Source organism: Streptomyces sp. SID486 (assembly GCF_009865385.1).
In the GTDB taxonomy this organism is placed as follows: Bacteria; Actinomycetota; Actinomycetes; order Streptomycetales; family Streptomycetaceae; genus Streptomyces.
In genome coordinates this window covers 1-15,790 of the sequence record NZ_WWJT01000407.1, presented here as the reverse complement: position 1 = coordinate 15,790, position 15,790 = coordinate 1, and the positions used below count along the sequence as shown (strand labels likewise).

Below are 15,790 nucleotides of genomic sequence, written 5' to 3'. Positions count from 1 at the left end.
CCGGCGAGCGGGGACAGCGCCCACGCCCAGCCGTGGCCCGGGACTCCGGACAGGGCGGGCCGCGTGCCGGGCAGCGCGGCGAGCAGCGGCAGGACGATCAGCGTCAGCGCGAACGGCGGCGCGGCCAGCGACATCCCGGAGACGATCCCGCCGAGCCCCAGGTGCAGGGTGAACCAGGCGGCGGTGCGCACCCGTTCACCTCGGGTGCGGGCCGGACCCTGGGCGAGGGCGGCCTCGTCGGTCCCGCACAGCGCACGGACGGCACCGCACTCCAGCGGCCGGGTCGGCGGGAACAGCGAGGTGACGGCCGCGATGGGCAACCCGGCCGCGAAGGAGAGGAGTTGGACGGGGAAGGAGGAGAGGAGGCCGTCCGCGCCGGCCAGCGGTCCGACGACGACCGAGCCGACGAGGACGTACGGCATGGCGAGCGCACCGCCCAGGATCAGATGCACCCAGCGCCGCCGCGCCCGCCGCCCGAACAGGAACACAGCCGAGGCGGTCATGGCGGAAGGCTCCCGCACGCGAGCGCGGTCCGCGTCCTGCTCCACGACGATCCCCCTCCGCCGCCCGGCGGAGACCCCCCTCCGCACCCCGTCCCCGGCTCACCGCTCCCCGGTCCGGCCTTCCAGACCCCCCTCCGCACCCCGTCCCCGGCTCACCGCTCCCCGGTCCGGCCCTCCAGGATCAGTACCACCTCGTCGATCTCCCGGCCCCGGCCGTCCGCGAAGCCCCGCGCCCGGGCCGCCTCGCGGAACCCGCACTTCTGCAGCACACGCAGCGAGGCGGTGTTGTCGGCCGCGGCGCGCGCGTACAGCGGGCGTTCGGGCGCCTCGGTGAGCAGCCCCCGCAGCGCGGCCGTCGCCACGCCCCGGCCCCAGTACGCGCGGTCGATCCAGTACGTCACCTCGCGCTCGCCGGCCACCCCGTAGACCGCCGCGGTGCCGGCCACGGCCCCGTCGGCCAGGACCGTGCGCAGCACGTCGGAGGTGTCGCACAGGCGCTGCCAGTAGACCGCGAACGCCTCCGGGCCGCACGGGCCCCCCGGGCCGAAGGCGGCCATCCGCACGGCCTCCGGGTCGGTCATCTGGCGGTGGAACACCGGCAGGTCACTGTCCCGGACGGCCCGCAGCGCGATCTCCATGGGCCCGAGCCTACGGTCCGGCGGGCTCAGAGTCTGCGCGTCGCCAGCGTCAGCCGGTCACGCGCGTCGAACAGCGCGTCCCTGATCATCTGCTCGTGGGCGGGGGTCAGCCGGGCCACCGGCACCGAGCAGCTGATGGCGTCCCGCGCGGGCGTGCGGTAGGGGATCGCCACGCCGAAGCAGCGCAGGCCCAGCGTGTTCTCCTCGCGGTCCACCGCGAAGCCCTGCTCCCGGACCTGGTGCAGCTCCTCGATGAGCTTCTCCCGGTCGGTGATGGTGTGCTCGGTGAGCGCGGGCAGCGTCTCCGGCAGCAGCTTGCGCACCTGCTCGTCCGGGTAGCTGGCGAGGATCGCCTTGCCCAGGGAGGTGGAGTGGGCCGGCAGCCGGCGGCCGACCCGGGTGAAGGGGCGCAGATAGTGCTGGGACTGGCGGGTGGCCAGGTAGACCACGTTGACGCCGTCGAGCCGGGCCAGGTGGATGGTCTCCGTGGTGTCGTCGGAGAGCCGGTCCAGAGTCGGCCGGGCGGCGGCCACCACCTCGTCGCCGTCGATGTACGACGTGCCCACGAGCAGCGCCCGCACGCCGATGCCGTACCGCGTGCCGGTGGCGTCCGTCTCCACCCAGCCCAGCTCCACCAGCGTGCGCAGCAGCATGTACAGGCTGGACTTGGGGTATCCCACGGCCTCCTGCACGGCCGCGAGGGAGTGCATGCCGGGCCGGCCGGCGAAGTATTCGAGCAGTTCAACGGTCCGTACCGCGGACTTGACCTGCGCCGAGCCCCCTGTGTCGCCTGCCGTCATCGCCTGTGACCCCTTCGTTGACGAGGACTCGAGTTATATAGTCTCCGGGCAGCGTATTCATCACCAGAGACGGCGTTCAGTATATCGAACGCGACTGAAGGCTGACCTGGATGGCCCGACACAGTGCGGCCTTGACCGGGAGGGACCCGCGGTGACAGCAGCACCAGTCTGGAGTGTCGACCCACGTACCGGGAAGCGGCGTGAACAGGTTGCGGTGGAGGCCACAGCCCAGGACGTGGACGCGGCCGTCCGCGCGGCCCACGCCGCGCGCGGCGCGCTCACCGACCGCACGGTCCGCGCGGCCTTCCTGCGCTCGGCCGCCGCGGGCCTGGACGCGGCCCGGGACGGCCTGGTCGAGGCCGCCGACGCCGAGACGGCGCTCGGGCCGGCCCGGCTGACCGGCGAACTGGCCCGCACCACGTACCAGTTGCGGGCCTTCGCCGGCATCGTCGACGAAGGCGGCTTCCTCGACGTGATCATCGACCACCCCGACGCCACCGCGACCCCGCCCGTCCCGGACCTGCGCCGCTACAAGGTGCCGCTCGGCGTCGTCGCCGTCTACTCCGCCTCCAACTTCCCCTTCGCCTTCTCCGTCGCCGGCGGCGACACGGCGAGCGCCCTGGCCGCCGGCTGTCCGGTCGTCGTCAAGGCCCACCCCGACCACCCGGCGCTGTCCGAGCGGGTCGTCGAGGTGCTGCGCCGGGCCGCCGCCGAGCACGGCATCCCCGAGGGCGTGGCCGGCCTGGTGCACGGCTTCGACGCGGGCGTCGCACTGATCGGACACCCGCTCGTCGCCGCCGCCGGCTTCACCGGCTCGGTGCGGGGCGGACGGGCGCTCTTCGACGCCGCCGCCGCCCGTCCGGTGCCGATCCCGTTCCACGGTGAACTGGGCTCGCTCAATCCGGTCCTGGTCACCGAGGCCGCCGCGGCCGAGCGGGCCGAGGAGATCGGTGGCGGCCTCGCCGCGTCGGTGACCCTCGGTGCCGGCCAGTTCTGCGTCAAGCCCGGCCTGGTGCTGGTGCCCTCCGGCGCGGGCGGCGACCGGCTGGTGAAGTCCCTGACCGACGCGGTCGGCGGCACCGGTCCCGGAGTGCTGCTCGACCACCGCATGCGGGACGACTTCGTCGCCGGAGCGGCCGAGCGCGCGCAGCTCCCGGACGTCGACGCACCGGTCGCCCCCGGCGCGGACGGCGAACACACGGTCAGCGCGGGCTTCCTGACGGTCCCGGCGGCCCGGCTGGCCGCGGCGGGCGACCACGACCTGCTCCTGGAGGAGTGCTTCGGGCCGGTGACCGTGGTGGCCCGCTACACCGACGAGGCCGAGGCCGAGTGCGTGCTGTCGCGGCTGCCGGGCAACCTCACGGCGACCGTCCAGCTCTCCTCGGACGAGGCGGCCGGCGAGGGCCGGGGTCCGGAGCTGCTCGCCCGGCTGACCCCGCTGGCCGGGCGCGTGCTGGTGAACGGCTGGCCGACAGGGGTCGCCGTGGCCCCGGCCCAGCACCACGGGGGGCCGTACCCGGCGACCACCTCCACCTCCACCTCCGTGGGCGGAACGGCCGTCGAGCGGTGGCTGCGGCCGGTGGTGTACCAGAACGCGCCGGAGGCGCTGCTGCCGCCGGAGCTGCGCGACGACAACCCGCTGGGCCTTCCCCGGCGGTACGACGGGGTGCTGGAGCGGTAGCGCCGCGCTCCGGGCGCCCTGCGACAATCGGACGATGGACCTGGAACTCCCCCAACTGCCCTTCCCGCTGCGGACGTACGGCCCCGACGCGCACTGGGCCCACGAGGACGGTGTGCTCACCGGATGGGCCGGCCCCCGGCAGGACCGGTTCGTGCCGCCCACCGGTGAGGCGCTGGAACCCGCCGCCGACGCGCCCCGGCTGCTCGGGGCACCCGAGGGCGACTTCCAGCTGATCGCACGGGTCACCGTGGGGTTCCGGTCCGCGTTCGACGCCGGCGTGCTGTACGTCCACGTGGGCGAGCGGGCCTGGGCCAAGCTCTGCCTGGAGTACTCCCCGGACGTGCCCACCGTCTGCACGGTGGTCACCCGGGGACACTCCGACGACGCCAACTCCTTCTCCGTCGAGGGGCGCTCGGTGTGGCTGCGGGTCAGCAGGACCGGCCGGGCCTTCGCCTTCCACGCCTCCCGGGACGGCGAGCGCTGGACCTTCGTCCGGCTCTTCACCCTGGGGGAGGAGAAGGAGACGGGCGCCGCGCTGGTCGGCTTCATGACCCAGTCGCCACTGGGGGAGGGGTGCGTGGTCACGTACGACCACATCGCGTTCAGGGACGCCTGGCCGGGCGACCTGCGAGACGGCAGCTGAGGACGGACGTCAGGGCCAGCAGGGCCGCGCTGACGAGCAGGCTGAGCCGCAGCCCCGCCTCGAAGCCGTCGGCGACCAGCGCCCCGAACACCGCGATACCCAGCCCGCCGGCCACCTGCCGGGCCGCGTTCAGGACACCGGCCGCGACACCCGCACGGTCGGCCGGGACGGCCTCCATCATCGCGGCGGTCAGCGGCGGCACCGTCAGCGCGGCCCCCAGGGCCAGCGGGACCAGCAGCGCGGCCACCAGGAGCGGGGGCGTGCCCGCGTCGACGAACAGCAGCAGGAGCAGGCCGGCGACGGCGAGCGGCTGGCCCAGGAGCATCGGCAGCCGGGGGCCGTAGCGGCTCGCGAGCTTGCCCGCCACCACGTTCGTCACCGCGATCAGGCCCGTCATCGGCAGGAACATCAGCCCCGCGGACAGCGCGGAGAGGTGCAGCACCTGCTGGAAGAAGAGGGAGAAGACGAACACCATGCTGTAGAAGGCCACGCTGACCGCCGCCCCCGCCGCGACCGCCGTGGCCACCGTCCGGTCGCGGAACAGGGCGAGGGGCACCACCGGGTGGGGCCGGCGCGCCTCCACGCGCAGGAACGCGGCACCCGAGACGACGGCGACCACCAGCGCGGCCCGGCCCGCCGCGCCCCCCTCGATCGCCGCGAAGGTCAGGGCCGTCAGTGCCACCACGGCCGTCAGCTGACCGGGCAGGTCCAGCGGCGCCGGACGGGGCCGCGAACGCGGTGCCCGCACCAGCAGCGTCAGGACCACCGCACCCAGCGGCAGGTTGACGAAGAAGACACCGCGCCAGTCCCAGGCCGTCGTCAGCGCGCCGCCCGCCACCGGGCCGAGCGCCACCGCCACCGAACCGCCCGCCGCCCAGGCCGCCACCGCCCGGGCCCGCCGCGCCGGGTCGGGGTACGCCTGCCGCACCAGGGCCAGCGAGGCCGGGAGCACGACCGCCGCGGCCACGCCCTGCACGACCCGGGCGGCGATGAGCGAGGCGAGGTCCGGCGCCAGCCCGCAGGCCGCCGAGGCGAGCGTGAACACCGCGGCGCCGACCACGAACGCCCGGCTCGCTCCCACCCGGTCGGAGAAGGCCCCGGTCGACAGCATCAGCGCGGCGAAGGCCAGCGTGTAGGCGTCGACCACCCACTGCAGACCCGACATCCCCGCGCCGAGATCCGAACCGATCGCGGGCAGCGCGACGTTCACCACGGACGCGTCGAGACAGATCAGCGCGAAGCCGAGCAGGGAGGCGGTGAGGGTGAGGGCGGACGAGTCACCCCGGGGGGCGGACGAGTCACCCCGGGGGGCGGACCGGCCCCGGAAAAGGGCGGCTTGCCCGGTCTTCGGCATCTGGTTCGTTGGCATGCCCACCATGCTGGGCACCCGCGGCGCCGTACAGTAGTGGCCTGAATGCCATGCACCCGGAGGTTCTGGCCATGCCCGAGCGGCTCGTCCCGCACCGCGTCACCGTCATCTCCCCGTCCCCCGTCTCCATGTTCAACCTCGCCATGCCGGAGATGCTGTTCGGCAAGGTGGAGGTGGACGGCGAGCGGGGCTACGACGTGCGCGTCTGCACCGCGGAGCCCGGCCCCGTACCCACGACCGGCGGACTCGACCTGTACGTCCCGCACGGTCTGGAGGCCGTGCGGGACGCCGACACGGTGGTCGTCGCCGGCACCGGGGCCCCCTTCGAGCCGGACCCGCGGATCGTGGCCGCCCTGCGGCAGGCGGCCGCCGACGGCCGGCGCATCGCCTCCATCTGCACCGGCGCCTTCCAGCTCGCCGAGGCCGATCTGCTGCACGGCCGCAGGGCCACCACCTACTGGGCGCACGCCGAGGAGATGCGCAGGCGGTACCCGCGGGTGGACCTGCGCGGAGACGTCCTGTACGTCCAGGACGGCCAGTTCCTCACCTCCTCCGGCTACGCCGCCGGCATCGACCTGTGTCTGCACATCATCCGCACCGACTACGGCGCCGCCGTCGCCAACGAGGTCGCCCGGCTCGCCCTGGTGGCTCCGGTCCGGCCCGGCGGCCAGACCCAGTTCACCCAGACCCCGCTGCCGCCCGAGCGCGGCACCGTCTGCGCCGACACCCGCGGCTGGGCCATGCGCAACCTGGACAAGCCCCTCACCCTGACCGACCTGGCCCGGCACGCGGGGGTCTCGGTCCGCACCCTCACCCGGCGGTTCCACGCCGAGAGCGGGGTGAGCCCGCTGCAGTGGCTGCTGCACCAGCGCATCGAGCGCGCCAAGGAACTGCTGGAGACGACCCGGCTGTCCATGGACCAGGTGGCCGCCGCCTGCGGCCTCGGCACCGCCGACTCGATGCGCGCCCATCTGGTCCGCCGCACCGGCCTGACACCGAGCGCCTACCGCGCCCAGTTCAGCAGGCACGGAACCGGCACGGCGGCCGTCACGTCCTCCGTTGCATGATCAGTGACCGTGAGACCGACGCCCTCGTGATCCGCACGGCCCTGCCCGCCGAGGCCGGGACCATCGCCGATCTGCACTTCCGGGCCCGCTCGACCTACTACCCGGACGGCGTCCCGCAGGCCGACGTCGACTGGACGGACGCCTGGCGCGCCTCCGTCGAGCGCACCGACGGACGGGTGCTGTGCGCCGTGCAGGGCGGCCGGATCGTCGGCATCGCCTCCTTCCGCACCCCCGACGGCGCCCCCGCCGACAAGGTCAAGCTGTTCCAGTTCCACGTCGACCCCGGCCACTGGCGCGCCGGCATCGGCACCGCCCTGCACGCGGCCTGCGTGGACGAGTGGCGGGCGGACGGCCGACGCACGGCCGTCCTCGACGTGCACACGGACAACCGGCGCGCCCAGTCCTTCTACGCCCGCCAGGGCTGGATCCCGGACCCCGCGAACCCGCCCGCCGAGGGTGACCACCACCTCTTCCTCTGCTTCACCGTGCCGCCGCGGGAATGAGACAACCTGCTTGAACGTTCACGTACCGGCGCGGGGAGATCCTCCGCGCCCGTACGACCCGGAGAAGAGCCGAACACATGCGCGTCGAGATCTGGAGCGACATCGCCTGCCCGTGGTGCTACGTGGGCAAGGCCCGCTTCGAGAAGGCGCTCGCCGCCTTCCCGCACCGCGACGAGGTCGAGGTGGTGCACCGCTCCTTCGAGCTGGACCCCGGCCGCGCCAAGGGCGACGTCCAGCCGGTCATCACCATGCTGACCGGGAAGTACGGCATGAGTGAGGAGCAGGCCCAGGCCGGCGAGGACAACCTGGGTGCCCAGGCCGCCGCCGAGGGCCTGGACTACCGCACCCGGGACCGCGACCACGGCAACACCTTCGACATGCACCGCCTGCTGCACCTCGCCAAGGAGCACGGCAGGCAGGACCGGCTGATCCAGATCCTCTACCGGGCCAACTTCGCCGAGGAGCGGTCCGTCTTCACCGAGGGCGACGAACGCCTGGTGGAGCTGGCCGTCGAGGCCGGACTGGACGCCGGTGCCGTCCGCGCGGTGCTCGCCGACCCGGACGCCTACGCCGACGCGGTCCGCGCCGACGAGCAGGAGGCCGCCCGGCTCGGCGCGAACGGCGTCCCGTTCTTCGTCCTCGACCGTGCCTACGGCGTCTCCGGCGCCCAGCCCGCCGAGGTCTTCACCCAGGCGCTGGACCGGGCCTGGGGCGAGCGCTCCCCGCTGCGGCTCGCCGGCCAGGGCGACGCCGGGGCCTGCGGCCCGGACGGGTGCGCGGTTCCGCAGCACGGCTGAGACCGCAGGCCGGCGGGGTGGCACAAGCGCCGCTGACAGACCGCGGGTACGAATTCGCGATGGACGGGCGGTTCCCCGGGACGCAGAGTGGATCCATGCAGACCACGGAGACGTTCGACAGCCTCGTCCGCGCCGAGTTCCGGCCGAAGAGCATCTACCTCAACACCGCGAGCAACGGCCTGCTGCCGGCCCGCACCGTGGCCGCCCTCCAGGAGGCGGCCCTGCTGCGGGCCGAGGGACGGCCGCTGACCTCGCTGTACGAGGACGTGGAAGAGAGCCGGGCCGCGTTCGCCCGGCTCGCCGGCGTCCCGGCCACCCGGGTCGCGGCGGGCGCCTCGGTCGCGGCGCACACCGGTGTGATCGCGGCCTCGCTGCCCGCCGGCGCCGAAGTCCTGACCAGCGAGGGCGACTTCACCTCCGTGCTCAACCCGTTCCACGTCCGCGGCGACCTCAAGGTGCGCAGCGTCCCGCTGGAGCGGATCGCCGAGTCCGTCCGGCCGGGCACCGCGCTCGTCGCGGTCAGTGCCGCGCAGTCCGCCGACGGCCGGGTCGCCGACCTGGCCGCCCTGCGCGAGGCCGCCCGCACCCACGGCGCCCGCACCTACGTCGACTTCTCACAGGCAGCCGGCTGGCTCCCGATGGACGCCGACGCCCACGACTTCACCGCGAGCGTCTCCTTCAAGTGGCTGCTGGGCCCGCACGGCGCGGCCTTCCTCACCGTCCCCGAGGACTTCGGCGGACTGTCCCCGGTGCTCGCCGGCTGGGTCGCGGCCGAGCGGCCGTGGGACAGCTGCTACGGGCCGGTGGCCGAACTCGCCCGGTCCGCGAGGCGGTTCGACCTCACCCACGCCCTGTTCACCTTCGCCGGCCTGCGCCGGTCCCTCGCACTCGTGGAGGAACTCGGCGTGCCGGCGATCCACGCCCACGACACCGCCCTCGCCGACCGGTTCCGCGCGGGACTCGAGGAACTCGGCCACGAGCCGGTGGCCGCCCCCGGCTCGGCGATCGTCTCCGCCCCCGGACTCGGCTCCCGTCAGCCGGAGCTGAGCGAGGCGGGCATCGAGGTCTCCGACCGCGCGGGCAACCTGCGCGCGGCCTTCCACCTGTACAACACCGCCGACGACGTGGACCGGCTGCTGACCGCCCTGTCCTGACATGACCGGGCCGGGGCCTCCCGTCCCACACGAGGAGGCCCCGGCCCGGTGTCTCACAGGGGGACTTCGCCGGGGTGAGGTCCCCGGCGCCGGCGGTTCACCGCACGGGCGTGAAGTCCCTCGCCCCGATGAAGTCCGGCCGGCGCACCGGCGCCGCGAACGGGTCCACCGCGGTGTTCTCCACGCTGTTGAACACGATGAAGACGTTGCTGCGCGGGAACGGCGTGATGTTGTCGCCGGAGCCGTGCATGCAGTTGCAGTCGAACCAGGTCGCCGAGCCGGCCCTGCCGGTGAACAGCCGGATGCCGTGCTCACCCGCCAGCGCGGTCAGCGCCTCGTCCGAGGGCGTGCCCGCGTCCTGCATCTGCAGGGACTTCTTGTAGTTGTCCTTCGGCGTCTCCCCGGCGCAGCCCAGGAACGTCCGGTGCGAGCCGGGCATGATCATCAGCCCGCCGTTGGTGTCGAAGTTCTCGGTCAGCGCGATCGACACGGACACCGTGCGCATGTTCGGCAGACCGTCCTCGGCGTGCCAGGTCTCGAAGTCCGAGTGCCAGTAGAAGCCGCTGGCGCCGAAGCCCGGCTTGACGTTGATCCGGGACTGGTGGACGTACACGTCCGAGCCGAGGATCTGCCGGGCGCGGCCCACCACGCGCTCGTCGCGCACCAGGTTCGCGAACAGTTCGCTGATCCGGTGCACCTCGAAGACCGAGCGGATCTCCTGCGACTTCGGCTCCACGATGGAGCGCTCGTCGGCGCGGATCGCCGGATCGGCGACCAGCCGGTCCAGCTCACGCCGGTACACCTCGACCTCGTCGGGGGTGATCAGCTGGTCGACGGCGAGGAAGCCGTCCCGCTCGTACGCCTGGAGATCGGCGGTCGGGATCGGGCCCGGGGTGTCCGGGGAGCCCCAGACGACCGGGTCCTTGCGCGGGACGCTCACCTCGGTGGTTCCGCGGGTGGGGTACAGATCGGTGACGGTGGCGGTGGCCATCGTGTTCACACCTCCTCGGGCTCGGTGAGCAGCGGGTAGACGCCGTTCTCGTCGTGGTCCTCCCGTCCGGTGACCGGCGGGTTGAACACGCAGATGCAGTGGAAGTCCTCCTTGACACGCAGCGTGTGCCGCTCGTGCCCGTCGAGGAGGTACATGGTGCCGGGGGTGACGGTGTACGTCTTCCCGGTCTCCTGGTCGGTGAGTTCGGCCTCACCCTTGGTGCACACGACGGCCTCGACGTGGTTGGCGTACCACATCGACGTCTCGGTGCCGGCGTACAGGATGGTCTCGTGCAGGGAGAAGCCGACCCGCTCCTTGGCGAGGACGATGCGCTTGCTCTCCCACGTGCCGGACTTGGCCCTGACGTGCCGGTCGGTGCCTTCGATGTCCTTGAACGATCGGACGATCACGGTGCTGTGTCTCCTCCTTGCTGTACGGAGCGCTGTACGAAGCGGTTCAGGCGGTTTCGCGGACGGCGCGGGCGAGGACGCTCAGACCCTCGTCCAGCTCCTCGGGCGTGATGGTGAGGGCGGGCAGCAGCTTGACGACCTCGCTCTCCGGGCCGGACGTCTCGATGAGCAGTCCGAGTTCGAAGGCGCGCCGCGCGACCCGCGAAGCCCGCTCCTTGTCGTGGAACTCCAGGCCCCAGACGAGCCCGCGTCCGCGGTACTCCTTCACGTCGGCGAGGTTCTCCTCGGTGAGGGAGATCAGTGCCCGCTCGACCTGCTCGCCACGGGTGCGGGTCTGCTTCTCCATGGCCGAGCCGTCGGTCCAGTAGGTCTCCAGCGCGGCGGTGGCGGTGACGAAGGCCGGGTTGTTGCCGCGGAAGGTGCCGTTGTGCTCGCCCGGCTCCCACACGTCGAGCTCGGGCTTGAACAGGCACAGCGACATGGGCAGTCCGTAGCCGCTGATCGACTTCGACACGGTGACGATGTCGGGGGTGATGCCCGCCTCCTCGAAGGAGAAGAACGCACCGGTACGGCCGCAGCCCATCTGGATGTCGTCGACGATCAGGAGCATGTCCTGCCGCTCGCACAGCTCCTTGAGCGCGCGCAGCCACTCGGGCCGGGCGACGTTGATGCCGCCCTCGCCCTGTACGGTCTCCACGATCACCGCGGCGGGCTTGTTCAGGCCCGAGCCCTGGTCCTCGAGCAGCCGCTCGAACCACAGGAAGTCCGGCACCTGGCCGTCGAAGTAGTTGTCGAACGGCATCGGCGTGCCGTGCACCAGCGGGATGCCGGCACCGGCGCGCTTGAAGGCGTTGCCCGTCACGGCGAGCGAACCGAGCGACATGCCGTGGAAGGCGTTGGTGAACGACACGATCGCCTCGCGCCCCTTCACCTTCCGGGCCAGCTTCAGCGCGGACTCCACCGCGTTGGTGCCCGTCGGGCCCGGGAACATGACCTTGTAGGGCAGGTCACGCGGGCGCAGCACCAGGTCCTGGAAGCTCTGCAGGAAGGTCCGCTTGGCCGTGGTCGACATGTCCAGGCCGTGCGTCACCCCGTCACGTTCCAGATAGTCGATCAGCGCCCGTTTCAGGACCGGATTGTTGTGGCCGTAGTTGAGTGATCCGGCACCGGCGAAGAAGTCCAGGTAGGCGTGGCCGTCCTCGTCGTACATCCGGCTGCCCTGGGCCCGGTCGAAGACGGTGGGCCAGCCGCGGCAGTAGCTGCGCACCTCGGACTCGACGGTTTCGAACACGCTGAGGTCGGGCTGGGTGATGGTCACGGTGAATCGCTCCTCAGAGGGCGGTGGTCTCGGACAACGGGCCTATGCGGTACAGCACTTCGGGGTCGTGCGGGCCGCCCGGGAACAGGTCGGCCGGGAACAGCACCTCGCGGCCGACCTGTGCGCCGTGTCGCTCGGCGAACGAGGTGAACAGCCGCTCGGAGGCGGTGTTGCCGGGGGTGATGGTGGTCTCCAGTTCGGTGATGCCGCGCTCGGTGACGAGCCGTGCGGTCAGGCTGTCGAGCAGCGACGCGGCGATGCCGAGGCCGCGGTGCCCGGCGTCGACGGCCACCTGCCAGACGAGCAGGGTGCGGGGGCGCTCCGGCCGCAGGTATCCGGTGATGAAACCGACCGGCTCCCCGTCCGCGCCGCGCGCCACCGCCGAGGTGGCGGCGAAGTCCCGGCACCACAGCAGATAGCTGTAGGAGGAGTTCAGATCGAGGGTTTTCGAGTCCTTGGCGAGACGCCAGAGTGCGGCTCCGTCAGTCGTCGCCGGGCGTTCGATGAGCAGGTCTCCGGATGCGGCTGTCATGCGGCACGAATTTAGCGAGGCGAATTCGAAAATGCACGGGAGCTACGACGAGCACTCAAGGACCCTCGGGAGCTATGTCCGTAATGCCCTACGTCAAATCGGTACAAATCACCCCGGTTGTGGATTGTGTCACAGAGTGCAAAGCGCAGGAAACGCTCTCGCAAACTCCCCTGTTTAGCTCTGCAAAAAGCGGGCAGAAGATGATGGGAAGCTATCGCCGGGTAAATTGACGGGGATTGTGAAAAGAAATTGAATTCGGGGTTCGGTAATTCTGAACGCCGTCGGGGACCCGGGGGTGGCGCCCCCGGGAATCCCCGCGGACGCCTAGCGCCAGGCGTTCTCCACGGCCTGGCGGGCGGCGACCGGATCGACCGCACGTCCCTGCTCCGCGAGGGCCGCGCCCAGCGCCGCCAGGCACCCCTGCACCACACCCGGCGTCGCGTCGGGCCCGTAGTGGTTCACCCGGATCATCTCCCGGGCCAGGGCGCCGCCGCCGGCCGCCAGCGGCAGCGCCGGATCGCTGCGCAGCGCCCGCGCCACCAGCTCCGAGGCCACCACGCCGGGCGGCACCCGCAGCGTCGTGGCGACCGGAGCCGCGTCCCTCTCCTCGTGCACGTACGGCGCCAGGCCCCCGCCCAGGGCCACCGCCCCGGCCCGCGTGGCCAGCGCCGCGCGCCGGTGCCGGGCCATCACCGTCTCCAGGCCGGCCGACTCGATCCGCTCCAGGCACGCCTGCAGCGCCAGCATCTCCAGCTGGGCCGGAGCGTGCGGCAGTGCCGTGCGGCCGGCGTCCGTCCAGCGCTCCTTCCAGTCCAGGAGGGAGAGGTAGGAGCGGCGCGGTGCGCCGGGGTTGGCGGCCATCCGGGCCCACGCCCGCTCGCTCACCGAGATCGCCGAGACGCCCGCCGGTCCGCCCATCGCCTTCTGCGCCCCGATCACGCACAGGTCCACGCCCCACGCGTCCGGCAGCACCGGCTCCGCCCCGACCGAGGCCACCGCGTCCAGGTAGAACAGGGCGCCCTGCTCCCGGACCGCCTCGCCGATCTCCGCGACCGGGTTGGTGTTGCCCGTCGCCGCCTCGGCGTGCACCAGCGACACGAAGTCGATCTCCGGGTGCTCGGCGAACGCCGCCCGGACCTGTTCGGCCGTCACCGCCGTGTGGAAGGGGACGGCGAGGTCGTGCACGGTGGCACCGGCGTCGCGGAGCCAGTCACCGAAGGTCTGGCCGTACGGACCCGTGATCACGTTCAGGGCCACCGTGCCCGGGCCGGCCGCCGCGCGGATCGCGCCCTCCAGGGGCAGCAGCGCCTCGCCCTGGGTGATCAGGACGTCCTGCCGGGTGTCCAGCAGCCGGGCCACCGCGTCCTCGATGGCGGCGAAGCGCTCGGCACTCAGCGGGGGCAGGTCGAGGAAGGGGTGGGTCACGGCGGCGCTCTCTTCGCTCTCGGGGGTCGACTCCACCGATCTTAGGTCGAAAGGCTTCGTAACCATGGGTTTGATTTGAGAGACTCAAACCCTTCCTTATAATCGGAAGCCACTGTTCCCCCACAGGAGATCTCCCCATGAAAACGCTCGCAGGGCGCCGGACGCGCCTTCTGGCCGCCACCACCGCGACCGCCGCACTCGTGCTCGTCGTGGCCGGCTGCTCCTCCAGCGACTCGGGGAGCGGCAAGACCACCGTCAAGGGCGTGCACCTCGCCAAGGGCGGTCAGCTGACCACCTGCACCCACCTGCCGTACCCGCCGTTCCAGTCGGACGTCGACGGCAAGGTGCAGGGCTTCGACGTCTCCCTGATCGACCTCGTCGCCAAGGACCTCGGCGTCAAGCAGGAGATCCTCGACACGCCCTTCGAGAACTTCAAGACCGGCGCCTTCCTGAACTCCGGGCAGTGCGACCTGGCCGCCGCCGGCATGACCATCACGCCGGAGCGCGCGAAGAACGTCGACTTCTCCGACCCGTACTTCGAGGCCACCCAGGCCGTCCTGGTCGCCAAGGACAGCGGCGTCGGCTCGCTCGCCGACGTCAAGGCCAAGGGCAAGAAGCTCGGCGCCCAGGCGCAGACCACCGGCGAGGACTACGTCCGGGGCAAGGGCTACGACCCCATCTCCTTCGAGTCCTCCGACGCGGTCCTCAACGGCCTGCGCGCCGGCCAGGTCCAGGCCGTCGTGATCGACTACCCGGTCGTCCAGGGCTGGCTGAAGGACAAGGCCAACGCGGACAAGTTCAAGGTCGTCGACAACATCAAGACCGGTGAGCAGTACGGCTTCACCGTCAAGAAGGGCAACAAGGCGCTGCTCGACGCCATCAACAAGGCGCTCAAGGACGCCAAGGCCGACGGCACCTACAAGAAGATCTACGAGAAGTGGATCGGCCCGTACAACGCCTCCGTGGCCTCTCCCGCCGCCTCATGACCGATACGGACACCACACTCCAGCCGAAGAAAAAGGGACTGACCCGGCGCCAGAAGCGCCGTCTGTCACAGGGTGTGCAGTACGCCGTCTTCGCCGCCGCCGTGATCGCCTTCGCGGTCTCGGCGGACTGGGGACGGCTGCAGAACCAGTTCGCCCAGGCCGACATCGCGAAGCAGATGTTCCCGGACGTCATCACCCTGGCGCTGAAGAACACCGTGCTCTACACGCTGTCCGGCTTCGTCGTCGGGCTCGTCCTCGGCATGGTCATCGCGCTGATGCGGCTGTCCTCGGTGGGGCCCTACCGCTGGCTGGCCGGCGTCTACATCGAGATCTTCCGCGGCCTGCCCGCCCTGCTGATCTTCATCTTCGTCGGCGTGGCGGTCCCGCTGGCCTTCCCGGGCACGGAGATCCCCGGCGGTACCTACGGCAAGGTCGCCATCGCGCTCGGCCTGGTCTCGGCCGCCTACATGGCGGAGACCATCCGCGCCGGCATCCAGGCCGTGCCCAAGGGACAGATGGAGGCGGCCCGCTCGCTCGGCTTCTCGCCGGCCAAGGCCATGATCTCGATCATCGTCCCGCAGGCGTTCCGGATCATCCTGCCGCCGCTGACCAACGAACTCGTCCTGCTCTTCAAGGACTCCTCGCTGGTGCTGTTCCTCGGCGTCACCCTGGAGGAGCGGGAACTGTCCAAGTTCGGCCGCGACCTCGCCAGCACCACCGCCAACTCCACGCCGATCCTGGTCGCGGGCCTGTGCTACCTGCTCGTCACCATCCCGCTCAGCTTCGTCGTCCGCCGTATGGAGACCAAGGCCCAGGAGGCGATCCGATGAGCCGCCCGGAGATCGAGGTGCGCGGACTGCGCAAGTCCTTCGGCGACAACGAGGTGCTGCGCGGCATCGACCTGGAGATCGGCCAGGGCGAGGTCGTCTGCGTCATCGGCCCCTCCGGCTCCGGCAAGTCCACGCTGCTGCGC

Annotated in this window: 17 protein-coding genes and 1 pseudogene; 9 read left to right on the top strand and 9 right to left on the bottom strand. The window is 72.0% G+C overall.

The genetic code is table 11. The annotated features are described in order from the left end of the window. The 3 genes and pseudogenes from GT045_RS19690 to GT045_RS19680 form a co-directional block, all read right to left on the bottom strand. Positions 1 to 503, bottom strand: a pseudogene (locus GT045_RS19690) (histidine kinase); the annotation flags it as partial. Between the two features lie 152 nt (positions 504 to 655). Continuing rightward, positions 656 to 1,141: a GNAT family N-acetyltransferase gene (locus GT045_RS19685; RefSeq protein ID WP_161286940.1), complete on the bottom strand. Its 486-nt coding sequence runs from the start codon at positions 1,139 to 1,141 to the stop codon at positions 656 to 658. Positions 1,142 to 1,167: 26 nt separating this feature from the next. Then, positions 1,168 to 1,941: an IclR family transcriptional regulator gene (locus tag GT045_RS19680; RefSeq protein WP_161286939.1), complete on the bottom strand. Its 774-nt coding sequence runs from the start codon at positions 1,939 to 1,941 to the stop codon at positions 1,168 to 1,170. Positions 1,942 to 2,092: 151 nt separating this feature from the next. On the opposite strand from GT045_RS19680, the gene GT045_RS19675 reads away from it, so the two are divergent. Then, positions 2,093 to 3,622, top strand: coding sequence for an aldehyde dehydrogenase (NADP(+)) (locus GT045_RS19675; protein ID WP_161334944.1), 1,530 nt, complete (start codon positions 2,093 to 2,095; stop codon positions 3,620 to 3,622). A 34-nt stretch (positions 3,623 to 3,656) separates the two neighbouring features. Then, a complete protein-coding gene (locus GT045_RS19670) occupies positions 3,657 to 4,265 on the top strand; it encodes a DUF1349 domain-containing protein (RefSeq protein ID WP_161287771.1) in 609 nt (202 codons plus the stop codon). Here GT045_RS19670 and GT045_RS19665 read toward each other — a convergent pair. Continuing rightward, positions 4,225 to 5,634, bottom strand: a complete 1,410-nt coding sequence (locus GT045_RS19665) for an MFS transporter (protein WP_237538721.1) — start codon at positions 5,632 to 5,634, stop codon at positions 4,225 to 4,227. The two genes, GT045_RS19670 and GT045_RS19665, sit on opposite strands and share 41 nt — an antisense overlap. Positions 5,635 to 5,684: 50 nt before the next feature. Here GT045_RS19665 and GT045_RS19660 point away from each other — a divergent pair, with 50 nt between their 5' ends. From GT045_RS19660 to GT045_RS19645, 4 genes are all read left to right on the top strand, one after another. After that, entirely contained in the window at positions 5,685 to 6,701 is a 1,017-nt protein-coding gene (locus GT045_RS19660; RefSeq protein WP_161287772.1) for a helix-turn-helix domain-containing protein, read from the top strand. Further along, on the top strand, positions 6,698 to 7,204 hold the full coding sequence (locus tag GT045_RS19655) for a GNAT family N-acetyltransferase (protein ID WP_202515144.1): 507 nt from the start codon (positions 6,698 to 6,700) through the stop codon (positions 7,202 to 7,204). The genes GT045_RS19660 and GT045_RS19655 overlap by 4 nt, the downstream gene beginning before the upstream one ends. 77 nt (positions 7,205 to 7,281) lie before the next feature. Beyond that, entirely contained in the window at positions 7,282 to 8,001 is a 720-nt protein-coding gene (locus tag GT045_RS19650) for a DsbA family oxidoreductase (protein WP_161287773.1), read from the top strand. 95 nt (positions 8,002 to 8,096) lie between these two features. Continuing rightward, positions 8,097 to 9,155, top strand: a complete 1,059-nt coding sequence (locus tag GT045_RS19645; protein WP_161287774.1) for an aminotransferase class V-fold PLP-dependent enzyme — start codon at positions 8,097 to 8,099, stop codon at positions 9,153 to 9,155. A gap of 97 nt (positions 9,156 to 9,252) precedes the next feature. On the opposite strand, the gene thpD is transcribed toward GT045_RS19645, so the two are convergent. The 5 genes from thpD to GT045_RS19620 all read right to left on the bottom strand — a co-directional run bounded on the left by thpD (position 9,253) and on the right by GT045_RS19620 (position 13,831). Then, entirely contained in the window at positions 9,253 to 10,146 is an 894-nt protein-coding gene (gene thpD, locus GT045_RS19640) for an ectoine hydroxylase (protein WP_161287775.1), read from the bottom strand. Positions 10,147 to 10,151: 5 nt separating this feature from the next. Next, positions 10,152 to 10,556: an ectoine synthase gene (locus GT045_RS19635; RefSeq protein WP_161287776.1), complete on the bottom strand. Its 405-nt coding sequence runs from the start codon at positions 10,554 to 10,556 to the stop codon at positions 10,152 to 10,154. Between the two features lie 46 nt (positions 10,557 to 10,602). Then, positions 10,603 to 11,874, bottom strand: coding sequence for a diaminobutyrate--2-oxoglutarate transaminase (ectB, locus tag GT045_RS19630; protein WP_161287777.1), 1,272 nt, complete (start codon positions 11,872 to 11,874; stop codon positions 10,603 to 10,605). Between the two features lie 13 nt (positions 11,875 to 11,887). Next, positions 11,888 to 12,406 (bottom strand): diaminobutyrate acetyltransferase, encoded by a 519-nt coding sequence (gene ectA / locus GT045_RS19625; protein ID WP_161287778.1) that lies wholly within the window; start codon positions 12,404 to 12,406, stop codon positions 11,888 to 11,890. A gap of 324 nt (positions 12,407 to 12,730) precedes the next feature. After that, a complete protein-coding gene (locus GT045_RS19620; RefSeq protein WP_161287779.1) occupies positions 12,731 to 13,831 on the bottom strand; it encodes an aminotransferase class V-fold PLP-dependent enzyme in 1,101 nt (366 codons plus the stop codon). A gap of 137 nt (positions 13,832 to 13,968) precedes the next feature. Between GT045_RS19620 and GT045_RS19615 the strand changes: the two genes are divergently transcribed. The 3 genes from GT045_RS19615 to GT045_RS19605 all read left to right on the top strand — a co-directional run. Then, a complete protein-coding gene (locus tag GT045_RS19615; RefSeq protein WP_161334943.1) occupies positions 13,969 to 14,817 on the top strand; it encodes a transporter substrate-binding domain-containing protein in 849 nt (282 codons plus the stop codon). Continuing rightward, positions 14,814 to 15,647, top strand: coding sequence for an amino acid ABC transporter permease (locus tag GT045_RS19610; protein ID WP_161287781.1), 834 nt, complete (start codon positions 14,814 to 14,816; stop codon positions 15,645 to 15,647). Before GT045_RS19615 ends, GT045_RS19610 begins: the two co-directional genes overlap by 4 nt. After that, positions 15,644 to 15,790 (top strand): ATP-binding cassette domain-containing protein (locus GT045_RS19605; RefSeq protein WP_161334942.1); only part of this gene is annotated, 147 nt, incomplete at its 3' end. The genes GT045_RS19610 and GT045_RS19605, both read left to right, overlap by 4 nt.

Excerpts from the sequence above, each read along its gene's own strand:
- GT045_RS19685 (WP_161286940.1), bottom strand. The coding sequence starts at position 1,141 with ATGGAGATCGCGCTGCGGGCCGTCCGGGACAGTGACCTGCCGGTGTTC.
- GT045_RS19680 (WP_161286939.1), bottom strand. The coding sequence starts at position 1,941 with ATGACGGCAGGCGACACAGGGGGCTCGGCGCAGGTCAAGTCCGCGGTA.
- GT045_RS19670 (WP_161287771.1), top strand. The coding sequence starts at position 3,657 with ATGGACCTGGAACTCCCCCAACTGCCCTTCCCGCTGCGGACGTACGGC.
- GT045_RS19665 (WP_237538721.1), bottom strand. The coding sequence starts at position 5,634 with ATGCCAACGAACCAGATGCCGAAGACCGGGCAAGCCGCCCTTTTCCGG.
- GT045_RS19660 (WP_161287772.1), top strand. The coding sequence starts at position 5,685 with ATGCACCCGGAGGTTCTGGCCATGCCCGAGCGGCTCGTCCCGCACCGC.
- GT045_RS19655 (WP_202515144.1), top strand. The coding sequence starts at position 6,698 with ATGATCAGTGACCGTGAGACCGACGCCCTCGTGATCCGCACGGCCCTG.
- GT045_RS19650 (WP_161287773.1), top strand. The coding sequence starts at position 7,282 with ATGCGCGTCGAGATCTGGAGCGACATCGCCTGCCCGTGGTGCTACGTG.
- GT045_RS19645 (WP_161287774.1), top strand. The coding sequence starts at position 8,097 with ATGCAGACCACGGAGACGTTCGACAGCCTCGTCCGCGCCGAGTTCCGG.
- thpD (WP_161287775.1), bottom strand. The coding sequence starts at position 10,146 with ATGGCCACCGCCACCGTCACCGATCTGTACCCCACCCGCGGAACCACC.
- ectA (WP_161287778.1), bottom strand. The coding sequence starts at position 12,406 with ATGACAGCCGCATCCGGAGACCTGCTCATCGAACGCCCGGCGACGACT.
- GT045_RS19615 (WP_161334943.1), top strand. The coding sequence starts at position 13,969 with ATGAAAACGCTCGCAGGGCGCCGGACGCGCCTTCTGGCCGCCACCACC.
- GT045_RS19610 (WP_161287781.1), top strand. The coding sequence starts at position 14,814 with ATGACCGATACGGACACCACACTCCAGCCGAAGAAAAAGGGACTGACC.